The sequence below is a fragment of the Pseudomonas sp. GV071 genome (assembly GCF_003050835.1).
Taxonomy (GTDB): domain Bacteria; phylum Pseudomonadota; class Gammaproteobacteria; order Pseudomonadales; family Pseudomonadaceae; genus Aquipseudomonas.
Genome location: NZ_QAOJ01000002.1, coordinates 112,749 through 130,679, shown reverse-complemented (window position 1 = coordinate 130,679; position 17,931 = coordinate 112,749). Strand labels below are relative to the sequence as shown.

Annotated in this window: 20 protein-coding genes; 8 read left to right on the top strand and 12 right to left on the bottom strand. The window is 61.4% G+C overall.

Annotated features, from left to right (window positions below; genetic code table 11):
• Positions 1-45: 45 nt before the first annotated feature.
• The 6 genes from C8K61_RS04515 to C8K61_RS04490 all read left to right on the top strand — a co-directional run bounded on the left by C8K61_RS04515 (position 46) and on the right by C8K61_RS04490 (position 5,277).
• The gene (locus C8K61_RS04515) at positions 46-1,266 is read left to right on the top strand and encodes a hypothetical protein (protein ID WP_146174269.1); all 1,221 of its coding nucleotides are present in this window, start codon (positions 46-48) and stop codon (positions 1,264-1,266) included.
• A 178-nt stretch (positions 1,267-1,444) separates the two neighbouring features.
• Entirely contained in the window at positions 1,445-1,819 is a 375-nt protein-coding gene (locus C8K61_RS04510) for a DUF423 domain-containing protein (protein ID WP_108095389.1), read from the top strand.
• Positions 1,820-1,937: 118 nt separating this feature from the next.
• Positions 1,938-2,138 carry a sulfur carrier protein ThiS gene (gene thiS / locus C8K61_RS04505; protein WP_108095006.1) on the top strand — a complete coding sequence of 67 codons (201 nt, stop codon included), beginning with the start codon at positions 1,938-1,940 and terminating at the stop codon, positions 2,136-2,138.
• 53 nt (positions 2,139-2,191) lie between these two features.
• The gene (locus C8K61_RS04500) at positions 2,192-2,986 is read left to right on the top strand and encodes a thiazole synthase (RefSeq protein WP_108095005.1); all 795 of its coding nucleotides are present in this window, start codon (positions 2,192-2,194) and stop codon (positions 2,984-2,986) included.
• 104 nt (positions 2,987-3,090) lie between these two features.
• A complete protein-coding gene (gene trmB, locus C8K61_RS04495) occupies positions 3,091-3,738 on the top strand; it encodes a tRNA (guanosine(46)-N7)-methyltransferase TrmB (RefSeq protein ID WP_256589370.1) in 648 nt (215 codons plus the stop codon).
• Positions 3,739-3,933: 195 nt separating this feature from the next.
• The gene (locus C8K61_RS04490; protein WP_108095003.1) at positions 3,934-5,277 is read left to right on the top strand and encodes a DUF1329 domain-containing protein; all 1,344 of its coding nucleotides are present in this window, start codon (positions 3,934-3,936) and stop codon (positions 5,275-5,277) included.
• A gap of 89 nt (positions 5,278-5,366) precedes the next feature.
• Here C8K61_RS04490 and C8K61_RS04485 read toward each other — a convergent pair whose 3' ends face one another.
• The 11 genes from C8K61_RS04485 to C8K61_RS04435 form a co-directional block, all read right to left on the bottom strand.
• Positions 5,367-5,627 carry a hypothetical protein gene (locus C8K61_RS04485; RefSeq protein WP_108095002.1) on the bottom strand — a complete coding sequence of 87 codons (261 nt, stop codon included), beginning with the start codon at positions 5,625-5,627 and terminating at the stop codon, positions 5,367-5,369.
• Between the two features lie 53 nt (positions 5,628-5,680).
• On the bottom strand, positions 5,681-6,004 hold the full coding sequence (locus tag C8K61_RS04480; RefSeq protein WP_108095001.1) for a DUF3392 domain-containing protein: 324 nt from the start codon (positions 6,002-6,004) through the stop codon (positions 5,681-5,683).
• Positions 6,005-6,046: 42 nt separating this feature from the next.
• Positions 6,047-7,240: a radical SAM family heme chaperone HemW gene (hemW, locus tag C8K61_RS04475; protein ID WP_108095000.1), complete on the bottom strand. Its 1,194-nt coding sequence runs from the start codon at positions 7,238-7,240 to the stop codon at positions 6,047-6,049.
• Positions 7,237-7,833 (bottom strand): RdgB/HAM1 family non-canonical purine NTP pyrophosphatase, encoded by a 597-nt coding sequence (rdgB, locus tag C8K61_RS04470; protein ID WP_178086421.1) that lies wholly within the window; start codon positions 7,831-7,833, stop codon positions 7,237-7,239. The genes hemW and rdgB overlap by 4 nt, the downstream gene beginning before the upstream one ends.
• Positions 7,830-8,252, bottom strand: a complete 423-nt coding sequence (locus C8K61_RS04465; protein WP_108094999.1) for a DUF4426 domain-containing protein — start codon at positions 8,250-8,252, stop codon at positions 7,830-7,832. The genes rdgB and C8K61_RS04465 overlap by 4 nt, the downstream gene beginning before the upstream one ends.
• A gap of 26 nt (positions 8,253-8,278) precedes the next feature.
• Positions 8,279-8,899, bottom strand: a complete 621-nt coding sequence (gene metW / locus C8K61_RS04460; protein WP_108094998.1) for a methionine biosynthesis protein MetW — start codon at positions 8,897-8,899, stop codon at positions 8,279-8,281.
• An 8-nt stretch (positions 8,900-8,907) separates the two neighbouring features.
• Entirely contained in the window at positions 8,908-10,047 is a 1,140-nt protein-coding gene (locus C8K61_RS04455; RefSeq protein WP_108094997.1) for a homoserine O-acetyltransferase, read from the bottom strand.
• A 202-nt stretch (positions 10,048-10,249) separates the two neighbouring features.
• Positions 10,250-12,232 (bottom strand): dynamin-like GTPase family protein, encoded by a 1,983-nt coding sequence (locus tag C8K61_RS04450; protein ID WP_108094996.1) that lies wholly within the window; start codon positions 12,230-12,232, stop codon positions 10,250-10,252.
• Between the two features lie 237 nt (positions 12,233-12,469).
• Positions 12,470-13,060, bottom strand: coding sequence for a YggT family protein (locus C8K61_RS04445; protein ID WP_108094995.1), 591 nt, complete (start codon positions 13,058-13,060; stop codon positions 12,470-12,472).
• 10 nt (positions 13,061-13,070) lie between these two features.
• The gene (gene proC / locus C8K61_RS04440) at positions 13,071-13,904 is read right to left on the bottom strand and encodes a pyrroline-5-carboxylate reductase (protein ID WP_108094994.1); all 834 of its coding nucleotides are present in this window, start codon (positions 13,902-13,904) and stop codon (positions 13,071-13,073) included.
• Positions 13,905-13,941: 37 nt separating this feature from the next.
• Positions 13,942-14,652: a YggS family pyridoxal phosphate-dependent enzyme gene (locus C8K61_RS04435; protein WP_108094993.1), complete on the bottom strand. Its 711-nt coding sequence runs from the start codon at positions 14,650-14,652 to the stop codon at positions 13,942-13,944.
• Positions 14,653-14,729: 77 nt separating this feature from the next.
• Here C8K61_RS04435 and C8K61_RS04430 point away from each other — a divergent pair, with 77 nt between their 5' ends.
• Together C8K61_RS04430 and C8K61_RS04425 are read left to right on the top strand one after the other, a co-directional pair.
• Positions 14,730-15,764: a type IV pilus twitching motility protein PilT gene (locus C8K61_RS04430; RefSeq protein WP_108094992.1), complete on the top strand. Its 1,035-nt coding sequence runs from the start codon at positions 14,730-14,732 to the stop codon at positions 15,762-15,764.
• Positions 15,765-15,949: 185 nt separating this feature from the next.
• On the top strand, positions 15,950-17,095 hold the full coding sequence (locus tag C8K61_RS04425; protein ID WP_108094991.1) for a PilT/PilU family type 4a pilus ATPase: 1,146 nt from the start codon (positions 15,950-15,952) through the stop codon (positions 17,093-17,095).
• Positions 17,096-17,144: 49 nt separating this feature from the next.
• On the opposite strand, the gene C8K61_RS04420 is transcribed toward C8K61_RS04425, so the two are convergent.
• The gene (locus tag C8K61_RS04420; RefSeq protein WP_108094990.1) at positions 17,145-17,747 is read right to left on the bottom strand and encodes a C40 family peptidase; all 603 of its coding nucleotides are present in this window, start codon (positions 17,745-17,747) and stop codon (positions 17,145-17,147) included.
• Positions 17,748-17,931 lie beyond the last annotated feature (184 nt).

The window sequence follows — 17,931 nt, the reverse complement described above, 5'->3', positions numbered from 1 at the left end:
ATACCGCTTAAATCTTTTGCGTGCCGTTCCCTAGGGATAGTTGCCTTGGGTTTATTGGCAGCGGCGTATTCCACATTGAGTACCGCCGCGGGCTGTGGCTGGTCGATAGCCGGGGTCCAGTTTCCCGCCTCTGGCGCAACTGCACCAAGTATGGTGTTTGATGTTCAAGGCAAAAAAATGCTGTTCTCGCGCACGTGGTACAACGATGATCGCTATCCCGTGGGTTCGCTGATGGGGATCGACTCATCCACCGCTACGCAGTACCAGTTGTGCAATCAACTCAACGGTGCTCAGGCTCAGACGCTGGTTTTGGTTTACGAGCCGCCTCCCGGTGCTATGGCATACAGCGACGGGCATGGGCCAGGCTTTCGGATTCCCACCAGTGTAGCCGGGGTGGCCATGGGTGTTCAGTTTCCTAGTGCTGTACCGTACCCGCCGGGCCTTCGTGTCAGTATGGGCTCAGCGCCGGTCTTCGGCACGACGCTGCCTCCAAATTCGATGGCGCCTTTCACAATTACCCTCTCCGTTGTCAAAACAGGGAGTTTCACTGCGCAGCATACCGGGTCGCATATTTCTGTCCCGGGTGGGTTAGGCAGACTTCGCTACGCCACGGGTAATGGGTTCTTATCCTTTGATCATGCGTTGAGCATGCCTACCATTTATTCCGGCTACGAGGATGGTCGACAAATAGGTTCTGCGTCGGCCCCTTACTGCGCTTTCACATCGCTGGGCAACCGCCCTTTCAGCGGTGTGGCACCCACCATTACCTTGGGCAGCGTTCGCAGTCTGGACTTCACTGCCCCCGGCTCTATCGACTTAGGGTCCAGAGCCGCTCCGCTCATCTTTTCTTGCCGTAGTTCTGGAGGTAACAACCGTACAACGGTCACCTTTCAGGCCGACTTTCCCGGCGGTGCCGATGGCGTGGGGCTACCAAAGGCCGATAGCGAGGTGGGCATTCAATTGCTGATCAACGATGTTCCTGCGGTATTTGGCCGACCCTTGGCCGTGGCCTGGATACGCACACCTTTTACGCCGACAACCGATAACCTTGGCAATACGCTGGCCAACCAAGGCCGCTACTGCACCCAGCTAACCAACTGCAGCACAGATACCACGTCGCCCGACTGGGTGTTAGCTGACTCTGGCGTGGGGAGCAACTCAAGTACACCGGTACCCGTTACCCTGAAGTACTTTCAAACTGGCAACCAGCGGCCGGCACCAGGCCGCATTCGCGTGCCATTCACTGTCACCATCGATATTCAGTAATCCCTTGCGCTGATCTGTTCAGCAACGCTGTCAACGACCGTGTCGTGGCGTGGTGGGTCTACAACGTAGCTGTCTTGTGCCGCTTTAACCTAGCCAGGTACGTAGCGTTTTTTGCCGCTAGCCGGTTTTTGCGGGCATGATTGCCGCCTGATTTCTAGCTTGCTTGGGGGCTGTGTTCATGCTGCGTGTCTTTATTCTTTTGGCTGCGTTCTTTGGCTTTACCGGCGTTGCGCTCGGCGCCTTTGCTGCCCATGGATTGAAAAGCAAACTCAGCACCGAGTATCTAGCGGTGTTTCAAACCGGCACCCATTACCAACTCATCCACGCCCTTGCGCTGTTAGCGGTGGCCTTGCTGTCGTTGAACTTGCCTGGCCGTTTGCTGACCACTGCGGGCTGGATGTTCACCCTCGGCATCGTGTTGTTCTCCGGCAGCCTGTACCTGCTCACGCTCACCGGCGTCAGCAAGTTGGGCATCATCACGCCCTTTGGCGGCCTATCCTTTTTGGCCGGCTGGTTGTGCCTGGGCCTGGCGGCGTGGCGCATGCAGGGCTGAGGAAATTGGCGACAACCTGACCGCGGCGTCAATTGTGAGACGAATGGCGCGCCTTTGCCTTGGTCAACGCTTGCGATGGGGCTAGAATGCCGGCCCCCTCACATTGTGATTGCCTGTCATGCGCATTCAGTTGAACGGTGAATCTTTCGAGCTCGCCGATGGCCAGACCGTCGCCGACCTGCTGGTCCGCCTGGACCTCACCGGCCGCCGTGTCGCCGTCGAGCTCAATCTGGACATCGTGCCACGCAGCCAGCACGGCGAAACCGTGCTTCGCGAAGGCGATACGCTGGAAGTCGTGCACGCCATCGGCGGCGGCTAGACCGTCCGCGACTCCTGCCCCCGAATTAGCGCTATAGCCGAAGAGGATTTCAGATGAGCCAATCTCGTACCGACAAGCCCTTTACCCTGGCCGGCCGTACTTACCAGTCGCGCCTGCTGGTGGGCACGGGCAAGTACCAGGACCTGGACGAAACCCGTCGTGCCATCGAGGCCTCGGGTGCCGAGATCGTCACCGTAGCCGTGCGCCGCACCAACATCGGCCAGAACCCTGACGAGCCAAACCTGCTGGACGTGATTCCGCCGGACCGCTACACCATTCTGCCCAACACCGCCGGCTGCTATGACGCCGTCGAAGCCGTGCGCACCTGCCGCCTGGCCCGTGAGCTGCTGGATGGCCACAAGCTGGTGAAGCTGGAAGTGCTGGCCGACCAGAAGACACTGTTCCCTAACGTGATAGAAACCCTCAAGGCCGCCGAAGTGCTGGTCAAGGACGGCTTCGACGTGATGGTGTACACCAGCGACGACCCCATCATTGCCCGCCAACTGGCCGAGATGGGCTGCATCGCGGTGATGCCGCTGGCCGGCCTGATCGGTACCGGGCTGGGCATCTGCAACCCGTATAACCTGCGCATCATCCTCGAAGAGGCCAAGGTGCCCGTGTTGGTGGATGCCGGTGTCGGTACTGCTTCCGACGCTACTATCGCCATGGAGCTGGGCTGCGAAGCCGTGCTGATGAACAGCGCCATTGCCCATGCGCAAAATCCGGTGCTGATGGCCGAAGCCATGAAGCACGCCATTGTGGCCGGGCGCATGGCCTACCTCGCGGGCCGTATGCCGAAGAAACTCTATGCCAGCGCGTCTTCGCCGCTGGATGGTCTGATCAAGTAAGAGCTGCCATGACTGAACCGCAAGATATTCCTGGCCCAGACCAGGCTGACGAACTGCCGGCCGAGCAGGGCGAGCGCAAGCACCGCGCGATCAAAAGTTTCGTGATGCGTGCCGGGCGTATGACCGAAGGCCAGCAACGCGGCCTGGATATCGGCAAGCCGCTTTTTGTGCTGCCGCTCACGGACGACTTCGTCGACTTCGATGCAGTCTTTGGGCGTTCCGCGCCTCGGACCCTGGAAATCGGTTTTGGCATGGGTCACTCCTTGCTGGAGATGGCGGCCGCTGCTCCCGAGCAGGACTTCATCGGCGTTGAAGTGCATCGCCCGGGTGTCGGCGCGCTGCTCAATGGCGTGCTGACCCAGGAGCTGAAGAACCTGCGGGTATATGACTGCGACGCCATCGAAGTGCTTAAGCGCTGCGTGGCCGATGCCAGCCTTGACCGCCTGCTGCTGTTCTTCCCGGACCCGTGGCACAAGTCGCGCCACCACAAGCGTCGGATCGTGCAGCCGGAGTTCGCCGAGTTGGTGCGGCAGAAGCTGAAAGTTGGCGGTGTGCTGCACATGGCCACCGACTGGCAGCCGTATGCCGAAGTCATGCTGGAAGTCATGCAGGCCGCGCCCGGCTACCGCAACCAGGCCGCCGATGGTGCCTATGTGCCACGCCCTGAAGAGCGTCCGATCACCAAGTTCGAACGCCGTGGCGAGCGCCTCGGGCATGGTGTGTGGGACCTGAAATTCGAACGCCTGGACTGATTCTGCTGTAACGCTTCTGTTGTACCTGGGCGGTGGCGTTTACAGGCCACCGCCGCCTTGCTGCCATAACGTTGTTGCACCGCTGTTAAAACAGACCAGCCAAAGCTGGCTAACCTCACCACAGCAACACCCAAGACTGGCTGGATTAATAAAAAAATGGTGGCGTGTCTATGAGGCGCCCCAAGGAGAAAGTCTGTGTTGAGAAGTATCGGAGTACTGCTACTCACGGTGTGCGCATTTAATGCGTATGCCAAGGTCGACGCGGTGCAGGCCAACCGCCTGGACGGTGACCTCACGCCGCTGGGCGGCGAGCGTAAAGGCAACGCCGCCGGCACCATTCCGGATTGGACCGGTGGCCTGGCGCAACCGATCCCCAGCTACAAGCCCGGCATGCACCACCCCGACCCTTACGCCAACGAGTCGGCTCAGTACGTGGTCAACAGCAAGAACGTGGCCCAGTACCAGGCGCAACTGCCGGTCGGCCTCAAAACCCTGCTGGAAACCAATCCCGACTACTACCTGCGCGTGTTCCCCACCCACCGTAGTGCAGCTGCCCCGCAGCGCATCTACGATGCCACCCGCTACAACGCCACCAACGCCGAGCTGATTTCCGGCGGTAACGGTGTGCAAGGCGCGGCGGCGGGTATTCCGTTCCCTGAGCCGCAGAATGGCCAGGAAGCGATCTGGAACCACGTGATGCGTTATCGCGGTGAGCAGATCCACTTTGTCACCAACCAGGCAGCGGTGCTCTCCAACGGCGCCTACAACCTGCTCAAGCTGGACCGTGACATCTACTTCAAGTACGGCCGTGAAGGCATGACCCCGGCGGCACTGGATAACACCCTGTTCTTCTACAAGTACAGTGTGGTGGCTCCGGCCAAACTGTCCGGTTCTGCCCTGGTGGTGCAGGAGACCCTCGACCAGGTCGAGGCAATCCGTAAGGCCTGGCGCTTCAACCGTGGCGAGCGTCGCGTGCGTCGTCTGCCGATGCTGGCCTTCGACACGCTGCAGCCAGACACCAACGGCATGGCCACCGCCGATATGGTCGACTCCTACAACGGCGCGCCAGATCGTTACGAGTGGAAGCTCGAGGGCAAGAAAGAAATGCTGGTGCCGTACAACAGCTATGCCGTGCACCAGAAAGGCATTCCGTACGACACCATTCTGCAGCCCAAGAGCGTTAACCCCGAGCTGCTGCGTTACGAGTTGCACCGTGTGTGGGTCGTCGAAGCATCGCTGCGTAAAGGCTTCAGCCACCCCTACGCCAAACGTCGTTTCTACCTCGACGAAGACAGCTGGCAGATCCTCGCGGTAGACCTGTATGACAAGGACGACAAACTCATCGGCCTGCAGGAAAGCCACCCGATCAGCTACTACGACGTACCGATGTTCGGCAGCACGCTGGAAACCATCTATGACTTCGCCGGCAAGCGCTATTTCGCCGACGGCATGGATAACAACGAGATCATGTACGACTTCAACGCCAAGCTGGGACCAGGTGATTTCACCCCCCAGGCGCTGCGCCGCGAAGGCAACTGATTCGGTTTGTGTGAAAAAGGCGCCCCTCGGGGCGCCTTTTTTGTGGGCGTGACCTTTTCCAGGAATCGAGGTTGAAGCCTCGATGCTTTTTAATCCACCAACACCGCACCCACAATCGTCGGCTCCGGTAACGCCGCCGGCGAGGGTGCCGGGCTGATCTGCAGGTATTTGATGCTTTCGCGCGGGATCAACAGCAGGTCACCATTAACCTCGATGCTGAGAAACGGTGAGTCCAGCTGTTTGCGGATGCCGCGGGCAATCGCCACCGGGTCTTCGCTTTGCTGGGGAAAGCGCATGATCAGCCGCTGTCCGTCCTGGAAGTGCAGATAAAGGTGCTTGAGAGCTTTCATGGCCTTACTCCTGTCCTGGCAGCCGCCCGGCCGCCAGAGGAGTAGCAGCGGCCCTAGTTGCGGTCGGCGATCACGCCGATGAGGAAGAAGACTAGTAGCAGAACTGGCGCGAGGGTGTAGTTATTGAAATAGCCCAGGCCCTTGGCCACCCAGGGGGTGAGGAAGATCATCGCCAAACCGTAGCCGATGGCGCAGATCAGCACGAACAGCAGGGTGCGGAAGATGAAGTTGAGGCCGCCGATGCGCTGCTGAATCCAGGTGTTGATGCCCGGGCCGAACAGCACCAGCACGGTGGCCATGATCGCCAGGGAAATGTCGTAGAGGTGGCCGCGGGTCCAGCGTGAAACGGTGGCGATCAGGTCGAGAAGCAGGTCCATCCGGTGTCCTTAGCCGCCTTGGGCGTGCAGAGCGAAGCAAAGTCAGGGCAGAAAATACTGCAGCAGGTCATTGAGAAACAACTGGCCCTCGGGCGTGGCAACCAAGCGCTCGGGATCGGCCACCAGCAGCCCGCGTTTTTGCGCCTGTTCACGCGCCTTGGCGAAGTCGGCCAGGGGTAAGCCGGTGCGCTGACTGAACAGCTCGGCCGGCACGCCCTCGGTCAGGCGCAGGGCGTTCATCAGAAACTCGAAAGGCAGCTCGTCGACGGTCAGCGCCTTGGCGCCGGCCTGAAAGCTTTTTTTCGGGTCCAGGTAGTCCTTGGGCAGGCGGGTTTTCCAGCTGCGCAGAATCTGCCCGTCCGGGCTGCTCAGCTTGGCGTGAGCACCGGCACCGATGCCAAGGAAATCACCAAAGCTCCAGTAGTTGAGGTTATGCCGCGCGCGCCGGCCTTCCTGGGCGTAGGCCGAGACTTCGTACTGCCCGTAGCCATGCTCGGCGAGCAGCGCCTGCCCGGCTTCCTGGATGTCCCACAGGGTGTCGTCTTCGGGCAGCACCGGCGGCTGGTTCCAGAACACCGTGTTCGGTTCCAGGGTCAGTTGGTACCAGGACAGGTGCGTCGGCGCCAGGGCGATGGCCTGGCGCAGGTCGCCGAGGGCATCGTCGAGTGACTGGTCGGGCAAGCCGTGCATCAAGTCGAGGTTGAAGTTATCGAAGCCGGCGTTGCGCGCCATGTCAGCGGCGCGCATAGCTTCGTCGCCATTGTGGATGCGCCCGAGCGCCTCCAGCTTGGCCTGCTGAAAGCTCTGCACACCAATCGACAGGCGATTGATGCCCAGCTGCCGATAAGCGCGAAACTTGTTCTGCTCGAAGGTGCCGGGGTTGGCTTCCAGGGTGATTTCGATGTCGCTGGCAAAGCGGATGCGCTGTTGCACACCCTCGAGCAAGCGGCCCAACGCCTCGGCGCTGAACAGGCTCGGGGTACCGCCGCCAAAGAAGATCGAGGTCAGCTCGCGGCCATGGGCCAGCGGCAAGTCCCGTTCTAGGTCGGCCAGCAGCGCATCGACGTATTCAGTCTCTGGCAACTCCGGGCTGGCGGTGTGGGAGTTGAAGTCGCAGTACGGGCATTTGCGCACGCACCAGGGAATGTGGATATACAGCGCCAGCGGCGGCAACTGCAGCAGGCTGTGGCCCACTGCGGCGGGCGGAAAGATCAGCCCGCGGTCGGTGTCGTTCATTGCAGGCCCAGACGCTCGCGCAGCAAGGCCATGGCTCGCGCCCGGTGGCTCAGCTGGTTCTTCTCGGCGGGGCTGAGCACGGCGCTTGAGCAGTTGCGCTCCGGCACCCAGAAAAGCGGGTCATACCCAAAGCCATGCTCGCCTTCGGCCTGTTCGAGAATGCGCCCATGCCACAGACCTTCGCAGATGATCGGCAGCGGGTCATCGGCATGCCGCACCAGCGCCAGGCAGCAGACGAACTGGGCGCCGCGCTGTTCGGCCGGCAAACCTTGCAGGGCGATCAGCAGCTTGGCGTTGTTGGCGGCATCGCCCTGGCCGTCGGCATAACGCGCCGAATAGATGCCGGGGGCGCCGCCGAGGGCGTCCACTGCCAGGCCGGAGTCGTCAGCCAGTGCCGGCAAGCCGGACACACGGGCGGCGTTACGGGCCTTGAGAATGGCATTTTCGATAAAGGACAAGCCGGTTTCTTCCGGCTCGATCTGGCTGAACTCACCCACCGAGCGCACCTGCACGGCGTCTCCGAGCATGGCCTGGAGTTCTTTCAGCTTGCCGGCGTTATGGCTGGCCAGTACCAGTTGGCTGAGGTCGATCATTTGTCGTCCGGGAAAAATTCTTGGTTGAAGTCGATGCTGTTCTCGCTGCCTTCACCGACCTTCACGACGAGCTTGAAGCGCAATACTTCGCGCTGCTCGAAGGGGAACTGCGCCAGGTAATAGATGGCGCCGCTTTCAGTGACTTGCTTGAACTCCAATGGGCGCGCCTTGCCGAGCAGGTCGGTGACGGTACCGGTAACGGTCGCCGGGCTGGCTTTGCCGGCCTTGAGCACGGCCACGTTGAGCACGCCCAGGGTCTTGCTGCGGGTCAGGCCGGCGGCGGCGGCGATGTCCGGTTGCAGAAAGCCGGAGTTGAAGGCGTTGTAGTGCACATCCAGCTCACCGAAGCTGGCCTTGCGCTCAGCCATGGCCGGCAGTGCCAGGCACAGGGTGAGGATCAATAGGGCGAGGCGACGCATGTTAGCTCTCCTGAAACGGTGGCGGGTCAGACGGCGAAGCGGTGTTCCAGCACACCGGGGCCGCTGACGCGGTAAATGCCGATCTCACCCAACAGATTAGGCCACATCCGGCTTAGCCAGCTGTGGCGATGCAGGTGGTCGACCGCCAGACGGTCAAGGACTTTCACGCTGCGCTCCACGCACAGGGCTTCGAAGTCCTTGAAGGTGCAGAAGTGGATGTTCGGCGTGTTGTACCAGGTGTATGGCATGAAGTCCGACACCGGCATGCGGCCGTTGCGCGCCAGGTAGTAGCGGCAGCGCCAGTGGCCGAAGTTGGGCACGCTGATGATGCATTGGCGGCCGACGCGCAGCATTTCTTCGAGGATCTTGTCCGGGTACTGCACGGCTTGCAGGGCCTGGGTCATCACCACCACGTCGAAGCTGTTGCTGGCGAAATTGCCCAGGCCCAGGTCGAGGTCTTGCTCGATGACGTTGACGCCCTTGGTCACGCAGGCGGCGATATTGTCCGCGTCGATTTCCAGGCCGTAGCCGGTCACCTGTTTGTTATCGCGCAGCCAGGCGAGCAGCTCGCCATTGCCGCAACCCAGGTCCAGCACGCGGCTGCCAGCGGGTATCCAGTCTTGGATGATTTCCAGATCGGCTCTCACGGCAATCCTCAGAGGCTGATGCGGTTCATGTAACCGCTGAATGCTTGCAGATAGCGCGGGATCGGCATCAGGAAGGCGTCATGGCCCTGGGGCGCATCCACTTCCAGGTAGCAGACGTTTTTCCGCGCGGCCATCAGGGCGTCGACGATTTCCCGCGAGCGAGCTGGCGAGAAGCGCCAGTCGGTGGTGAAGGAAATCACGCAGAAGTCGGCTTTGACGTTGGCCAGGGTTTTCGCCAGGTCGCCGTCAAAGGCGGCGGCCGGGTCGAAGTAGTCCAGTGCCTTGGTCATCAGCAGGTAGGTGTTGGCATCGAAGCGCCCGGAGAACTCTTCACCCTGGTAGCGCAGGTAGCTTTCCACCTGGAATTCGACGCTGTGGAAGTCGTAATTGAGCTTCTCGCTTTTCAGCCCGCGGCCGAATTTTTCGCCCATGGCGTCATCGGACAGGTAGGTGATGTGGCCGACCATGCGCGCCAGCATCAGGCCGCGTTTGGGTATCACGCTGTGTTCCTGGAAATGCCCGCCGTGGAATTCCGGGTCGGACAGAATCGCCTGGCGCGCCACTTCGTTGAAGGCGATGTTCTGCGCCGACAGCTTGGGTGCCGAGGCGATGGCCAGGCAGTGACGAATGCGTTCGGGGTAGCTGATGGCCCATTGCATCGCCTGCATGCCCCCCAGGCTGCCGCCCACTACGGCGGCCCACTGGGCGATGCCGAGGCGATCGGCCAACAGCGCCTGGCTGTTGACCCAGTCTTCCACGGTCAGTACCGGGAAGTCGGCGCCATAGGGTTTGCCGGTGCTGGCGTTGACGCTGGAAGGACCGGTGGAACCATTGCAGCCGCCAAGGTTGTTCAGGCTGACGACAAAAAAACGCGTGGTATCGATGGCCTTGCCCGGGCCGATGCAGCTGTCCCACCAACCAGGCTTGCGCTCTTCGGTACTGTGGTAGCCGGCGGCGTGGTGATGCCCCGACAGCGCGTGGCAGATCAGCACCGCGTTCGTGCGCGCCGCGTTCAGTTCGCCATAGGTCTCGTACACCAATTGGTAGTCGCCCAGGCTGCGGCCACAGGCCAGCGCCAACGGCTCGGCAAAGTGCTCGACCTGTGGCGTGACCAGACCAACGGAGTCTTCGGGAAAGGCGGTGGGCATCGACCCTGCTCTCGCAAAAAGGAGGCGCCAGTCTAAAGAGCACCGCCCCCTGCGGCAAGCACAGGGGGCGGTGGGCTAAAGCAGCGAATTCTGCTTCTGTCTTTTCCAGGAGTCGCGGCTAAAGCCCCTCCCACAGGAGACCTCGATCCGTGTGGGAGGGGCTTTAGCCGCGATGCTTTTCAGGGCGATTCCAGGGGCACTGTTACTCGCTGGCGTGCGCCTGGCGATTGGACACCGGCAGCGTCACCACTTTCGCCTGACGCGAGATCGGTGCCGGGCGGCGCAGGGTGCGCAGCATGTCGTTGGCCTGGCTCAACTGCAGCTCCAGATCCTTCATATAACGCAGCATCTGCTGGCTACGCAGGCGCGCCTGCTGAGTGTTCTGCGCCAGCGACTTGAGCCGCAGCATATGGGTTTCCAGCAGTTGCTTGTGTTCCAGGGTGTGCTGCATCAGCGGCATCAGCGCATCGGCGGCCCACTGCTCGACTTCACGGCGCAGGCGCTGGTGCAGGCCGATCACTTCCTGCACCAGGGTGGCGAAGAAGCGGCGGGTCAGGGTGCGCTGTTCGGTGAGCAGGGTTTTCAGGTGCAGGCGGAACTGGTCCGCCTTGCCCTGTTGGGCTTTGAGCTCACGCTGGTAACGCTTGATGTTGAACTGTGGCGCGTCGACGCCATGCAGCGGGTTTTCTTCGTTGTGGCGGCGGTAGATGGCCGAGACCATCTTGTTGGCCATTTCCACTTCCTGGCCGAGGTTGGCCATGTCGTGTTCGACGCTGCGGAAGAAGTGCAGGATCGCCTGGTTGATGCCCAGGGTGGTCCAGCTGCCGGTGAGGTTGGCGCGCACCTTGTTCAGGTGGTCTTCCAGGCGTTCGGAGCGCGCCGCGTGGCGCAGCAGGTCACCCTGACGCTTGAGCAGGCGCTGGTTGGTCTTCAGCCCGAGCAGGCGGCGGTGGTGCTGGCTGTGATCGTCTTTGGTCTTGGCGGTCAGCTCGAACAGCAACTGGCCGTTGTCCTGTTGGTGGGTGGTCAACAGGGTCTGTTGTTCGCGGACTTTTTCCAGGCGCAGGTTGAGCACGTGCTGGCTGTTCTGCAGCAGGCTCAGCACCTGATTGACCACACGGTCTTCGAGCAGGCGTTCTTTCTGCGCGACGATGCGCTCGCAGAGCAGGCTTTCCAGGTGGCCGAGCTGGCTGCGTTCGAGCAGTGGCAGGTCCTTGCGCACCTTAGCCAGCAGCGCCTGCTTGGCCGACAGCGGCAGTACGTCTTCGATGCCGATGCCCAATTGCTTGGCGGTGGCATGCTGGATCTGGCTGATGGCGTTCTGCACAAAAGTTTCGCCGGCGAGGTCGTCCCACAGCACGTCGATCTTGTTCAGCACGGCGAACAGGCTGGTCTGGGTCTCTTCGTCGAGCTGGCGGATATGGGTTTGCCACACGGCCATGTCGCTGGCAGTCACGCCGGTATCGGCCGACAGCAGAAAGATGATCGCCTGGGCGCTGGGCAGCATCGACAGGGTCAGTTCCGGCTCGCTACCCAGGGCGTTGAGGCCGGGGGTGTCGAGAATACGCAGGCCCTGGCGCAGCAGCGGGTGGTCGAAGTTGACGATGGCGTGGCGCCAGGCCGGCACCAACACCTGGCCGGGTTTGCCGGCGCTTTCCAGCATGTCCGGGTGGAAGCCCAGTTGGATCGCTTGCTCGACTGCCATCGGTTTGGTCTTCGCCACCTGGGTGAAGGCCTGCACCATGTTGTCGGGGTCGCTGACATCCAGGGGAATGTTTACCCAGTGCCGCGGAATACGTTTGAACTGCGCGACGCTGGCATCGGTCATGCGCGTTTCGATGGGCAGCAGGCGAATGTAAGAGCGTTCGGAGCGCGGATCGAAGAACAGTTCGGTCGGGCACATGGTGGTGCGCCCGGCGTGGGAGGGCAGCATGCGCTGGCCGTACTCGGAGAAAAACAGACTGTTGATCAACTCGGTCTTGCCGCGCGAGAACTCGCCGACAAAGGCCAGGGTGATGTGATCGGTACGCAGGGTGCGCAGGGCGCGGTCGAGCTTGGCTTCGACGGCTTCGGTGGTCAGGCGGTTGGTGGCCAGCCAGCTGCGATAGCGGGTGATTTCGCGCATCAACTCGCGCTTCCAGCCTACGTATGCACTTACCTGTTGGCTGAGACGTTCCATGCTCATTCCTGCACTCCTGTCGGCAACGCATCCTGCGACTGATTTTGAAAGATCATCGGCTTGGCTATCGGCCGCTGCAAGCGGCGGCGCGGCACTCTGTGACGGGTGCACGCTAGGGATGGCAGCTTGCCATTGGTCGGCATTATGCGGGAAGCATCCTACGCGTCAATCAGGCTTTCTGAAGCGCCCGCCTTAAGGTCGGCGGGCGTGACCGAGTGGTCGTTAGCGGGGCCAGAACAGCCGTTACAGCAGCATGCGCAGCACGTCCGGCATGCCGCTCATGACCATCAGGTTCTGGATCACCAGCATGTCGATCAGCTTCAGCGCCAGGAAGGCGAAGATCGGCGACAGGTCCAGGCCACCCATGGCCGGCAGAATGCGGCGGATCGGTGCCAGCACCGGCTCGCAGATCTGGTTGACCAGTTCCACACCGGGGTTGTGGCTGCCCTGGGCGACCCAGGAGAGGATCACGCTGACGATCAAGGCAAAGAAGAACACCTTGAGGAACAGCGCGGTGATCCCGATCAGCGACCAGATCAGCATCTGCACCGGGTTGGCGAAGATGCCATAGGTGAGCAGCAGGGTCAGGGCGATGAGGATGAACTGCAGCACGATTGCCAGCACCAGGGAGGCGATATCCAGACCGCCAAAACCGGGGATGATCTTGCGCAGCGGTTTCAGCAGCGGCTGGGTGGCGCGCACGATGAACTGGCACAGCGGGTTGTAGAAGTTGGCCCGCACCAGTTGCAGGATGAAGCGCAACAGCACGATCAACAGGTACAGGCTGCCGAGAGTTTGCAGGATATAGACGGCAGCGGTGTTCAATCCAATCATCATCAGCTCCTTATTGGCCCAATTGCTCGGCCAGTTCCGCCGAGCGATGCGCTGCGGCGTTGAGTGCCTGTTCGACCAGGGCTTCGAAGCCGCCGGCCTGGAACGTTTTGATCGCCGCTTCGGTGGTGCCGGCCGGCGAGGTCACGCGGCGGCGCAGTTCGGCGGCATCCACGTCGCTGGCCACGGCCATGCGCGCGGCGCCGAGGGCAGTGTGCAGGGTCAGTTGGGCGGCGGTGGCAGCCGGCAGGCCGAGTTTTTCGCCGGCAGCGGTCATCGCTTCAATCAGCAGGAAGAAGTACGCCGGGCCGCTACCGGACACGGCCGTAACCGCATCGATCAGGTGTTCTTCGTCCAGCCACAAGGCCAGGCCGACGGCCGACAGCAGTTGCTCGGCTTGCTGGCGCTGGGCCTCGGACACATCGGCATTGGCGAACAGGCCGCTCACGCCCTGGCGCAGCAGCGCCGGCGTGTTGGGCATGCAGCGCACCAGCGGGCGGGTTGGCGCCTCGGCGGTGCTCAGCCAGGTTTGCAGGCTGGCGCAGGTGATGCCAGCGGCAATCGAGACGATCAACTGGTTGCTCTTGAGCACTGGCGCCAGGGCCAGGCACACACCTTTCATGGCTTGCGGTTTGATCGCCAGCACGATGACGTCAGCGCCATTGACGGCGTCGGCGTTGTCGGCAAACACGCTGATGCCATGCTCAGCGGAGATTTTGCTGCGCTGCTCGGCGCCGGGGTCGCTGGCGCTGATCAGTTTGCTGTCCATGCCCTGGGCGCGCAGGCCGCCGATCAGACTGGCGGCCATGTTGCCGGCGCCAATAAAGGCAATACGGGGGTTGCTCATAAAACGCTTCCTTTAATAAGGCAGGGGTGGCGGTTGTTCATGGGGCGCTTTGGCCGTTTTCAGGTTCACCGGCCTTGCGGGCACCGAACAGCGCGGTGCCGATGCGGACCCAGGTGGCACCTTCGGCGATAGCGGCTTCCAGGTCGTGGCTCATGCCCATCGACAGGGTGTCGAGGGTGGGCAAATCGAGGCTGGCTTGCAGGGTGCGCACGGTGGCGAACGCCTGGTGTTGGGCGTCGACATCGTCGGTCGGTTCGGGAATCGCCATCAAGCCGCGCAGGTGCAGGCGCGGCAGCTGGGCGACGGCGGCCGCCAGTGCGGGCAACTCTTGCGGGCTGCAGCCGGACTTGCTCGCCTCACCACTGACATTCACCTGCAAACAGATGTTCAGCGGCGGCAAATGCGCGGGGCGTTGTTCAGACAGGCGTTGGGCGATTTTCAGGCGGTCCACCGAATGTACCCAGTCGAAATGCTCGGCTATGGCTTTGGTCTTGTTCGATTGGATGGGGCCGATGAAGTGCCAAATCAAGGGCAGGTCGGTGAGTTCGGCCTGTTTGCCCAGGGCTTCTTGCAGGTAGTTTTCACCGAAATCGCGCAGGCCCGCCGCATGGGCTTGGCGAATCGCTGTGCTGGGTTTGGTTTTGCTCACGGCCAACAGGCCAACCTGGGTGAAATCTCGCTGCGAGGCTTGCGCCGCCTCACGGATACGCTCACCGAGCTTTGCAATATTCTCTGCTATCGTGGACATTACCTAACCCAGCCGCCTTGGTTCAGCGGCATTCTACCTGCTTGCTTGCCATTAGATGCTCGTCTTTAAGGAGTTCCATGGATATCACTGAGCTGCTCGCCTTCAGCGCGAAACAGGGCGCTTCGGACCTGCACCTCTCGGCGGGTTTGCCGCCGATGATCCGGGTCGACGGCGATGTCCGCCGGATCAACCTGCCGGCACTGGACCACAAGCAAGTGCATGCGCTGATCTACGACATCATGAACGACAAGCAGCGCAAGGATTACGAAGAGTTCCTGGAGACTGACTTCTCCTTCGAAGTCCCCGGCGTCGCGCGTTTCCGGGTCAACGCCTTCAACCAGAACCGTGGTGCCGGTGCGGTATTCCGGACCATTCCCTCCAAGGTTCTGTCCATGGAAGACCTCGGCATGGGCGAGATCTTCAAGAAGATTTCCGATGTGCCGCGCGGCCTGGTGCTGGTCACCGGCCCGACTGGTTCGGGCAAGTCGACCACCCTGGCGGCCATGCTCGACTACATCAACAGCAACAAATATCACCACATCCTCACCGTCGAAGACCCGATCGAATTCGTTCACGAATCGAAAAAGTGCCTGATCAACCAGCGTGAAGTGCACCGCGACACCCTCGGTTTCAGCGAAGCACTGCGTTCGGCACTGCGGGAAGACCCGGACATCATCCTGGTGGGCGAGATGCGTGACCTGGAAACCATCCGCCTGGCGCTGACCGCTGCGGAAACCGGTCACCTGGTATTCGGCACACTGCACACCACCTCCGCGGCGAAAACCATCGACCGGGTGGTCGACGTATTCCCCGCCGAAGAGAAGTCCATGGTCCGTTCCATGCTCTCGGAATCCTTGCAGTCGGTTATCTCCCAGACCCTGCTGAAGAAGATCGGCGGCGGTCGGGTGGCAGCCCACGAAATCATGATCGGCACCCCGGCGATCCGTAACCTGATCCGTGAAGACAAAGTGGCGCAGATGTATTCGGCCATCCAGACCGGCGGCTCGCTGGGCATGCAGACCCTCGACTCGTGCCTCAAGGGCCTGGTCGCCAAAGGCCTGGTTTCGCGCGATGCGGCCAAGGAAAAAGCGAAAACCCCGGAAAATTTCTGACGCATATCCCATCCTGCAGGTCTGCCGGCTTGGAAGTGAGCGGCAGACAGCAGAATATGCACAGCTTCTGTTCGGCTAGTTTCTATAACGACAGGTTGCGCTACACGCGCGCAGCCGGTTGCCCCTATGGGGTGGCGGTAGCCTCCGGTTGCCGTGGCAAGGTTGCGTGATAGGCGAGAACTTCGATGGAATTTGAAAAGCTGCTGCGTTTGATGGTCGAGAAGGGCGGTTCTGACCTGTTTATCACCGCCGGCGTGCCGCCGTCGATGAAGGTCAACGGCAAGATCATGCCGATCACCAAGACCCCGATGTCGCCCGAGCAGGCTCGCGAAACCGTGCACGCGGTAATGAACGAACAGCAGCGTCGCGACTTCGCCGAAAACCACGAATGCAACTTCGCCATCAGCGCCCGTGGCATCGGCCGTTTCCGCGTCAGCGCCTTCTACCAGCGCAACCTGGCCGGCATGGTGCTGCGGCGCATCGAAACCAATATCCCGACCCTCGAAGACCTCAAGCTGCCGGAGATTCTCAAGAAGCTGGCGCTGACCAAACGCGGTCTGGTGCTGTTCGTGGGCGCGACCGGTACCGGTAAGTCCACCTCGCTGGCGGCGATGATCGGCTACCGCAACAAGAACAGCAGCGGCCACATCATCTCCATCGAAGACCCGATCGAATACATCCACCAGCACCAGAGCTGCATCGTCACCCAGCGCGAAGTGGGGATCGACACCGAGTCGTTTGAAGTGGCGCTGAAGAACACCCTGCGTCAGGCTCCCGATGTGATCCTCATCGGCGAGGTGCGGACCCGCGAAACCATGGACCACGCCGTGGCCTTCGCCGAAACCGGGCACTTGTGCCTGGCCACCCTGCACGCCAACAACGCCAACCAGGCGCTGGACCGGATCATCAACTTCTTCCCCGCCGACCGTCAGCAGCAGGTGTGGATGGACTTGTCCCTGAACCTCAAGGCCATCGTCGCCCAGCAACTGATTCCGACCCCGGACGGCAAAGGCCGCCGCGCGGTGATCGAGGTGTTGATCAACACCCCGCTGGCCGCCGACCTGATCCGCAAAGGTGAAGTGCACGAGCTGAAAGCGCTGATGAAGCGCTCCACCGAGCAAGGCATGCAGACCTTCGACCAGGCGCTTTACCAGCTCTACAGCCAGGGCGAGATCACCTACGAGGATTCGCTGGCCTACGCCGACTCGGCGAACGACCTGCGTCTGATGATCAAACTGGGCTCGGAAACTGACGGTGATCACCTGACTACAATGTCCCAAGGCCTGTCGCTGGAAACCAGCGAAGAAGACAGCGGCCGGCGGTTTCGCTAAACGTTTTCGCGGGACAAAAAAAGGGCTGCCGTTGGCAGCCCTTTTTCATTTAGCGGGCGGTCACCCGTAGCTGTGGCTCGGTGCTGGGCAGCACGCGTTTGGCCAGGGCGTAACGGGTTTTCCAGTAAGGCTTGTCCAGGGTGTCGATGGTCACGGCCTTGCCGCGCCGTGGCGCGTGGATGAAACGGTCATTGCCCAGGTAGATCGCCACGTGATTTACCCGCCCACCGCGGATATTGAAAAACAGCAGATCACCTGGCTTCAGCGCATTGCGCGCGACTTTTTTGCCGTCGGTGCGGGCCATGGCGTTAGAGGTGCGGGAGAGGTCGACCGAGTCGATATCGTCGAAGGCATAACGCACCAGACCGCTGCAATCGAAGCCCTTCTCCGGCGAACTGCCGCCCCAGCGATAGCGCACACCGAGGGTGTTCACCGCACGGCCAAGGACTGTGCTGCTGTTTTTCGCCGCTTCACTGTGAACCGCCGGCGTGGTGCTGGAAACGCTGCCGGACGTGACGCCAGAGGCGGCGGTGTGCCCGCTGGCATGGGCGGGCAACGGCTGGTAACGGGTGCTCGCCACGCTGTGGGAGGCGGCGACTGCAAGGGGTAAACACAGGCAGATGGAAAGCCAGGTTTGCTGGATGGAACGCATACGGCAAAGCTCTTGTTTTCACGAATGCGCAACTTTATAACAGCTTTTTTGTTCATTTTTTGACCATTGGTCGATTGGAACTCTGGTCCGACGAACGAAAGGCAGTGATAAACACCTGCTTTTTGCAGCTTTGTAGTGACTAATCCTGAGCGTTTCGCTGCCCTGAAAAAGCCCCGAGTGGCCT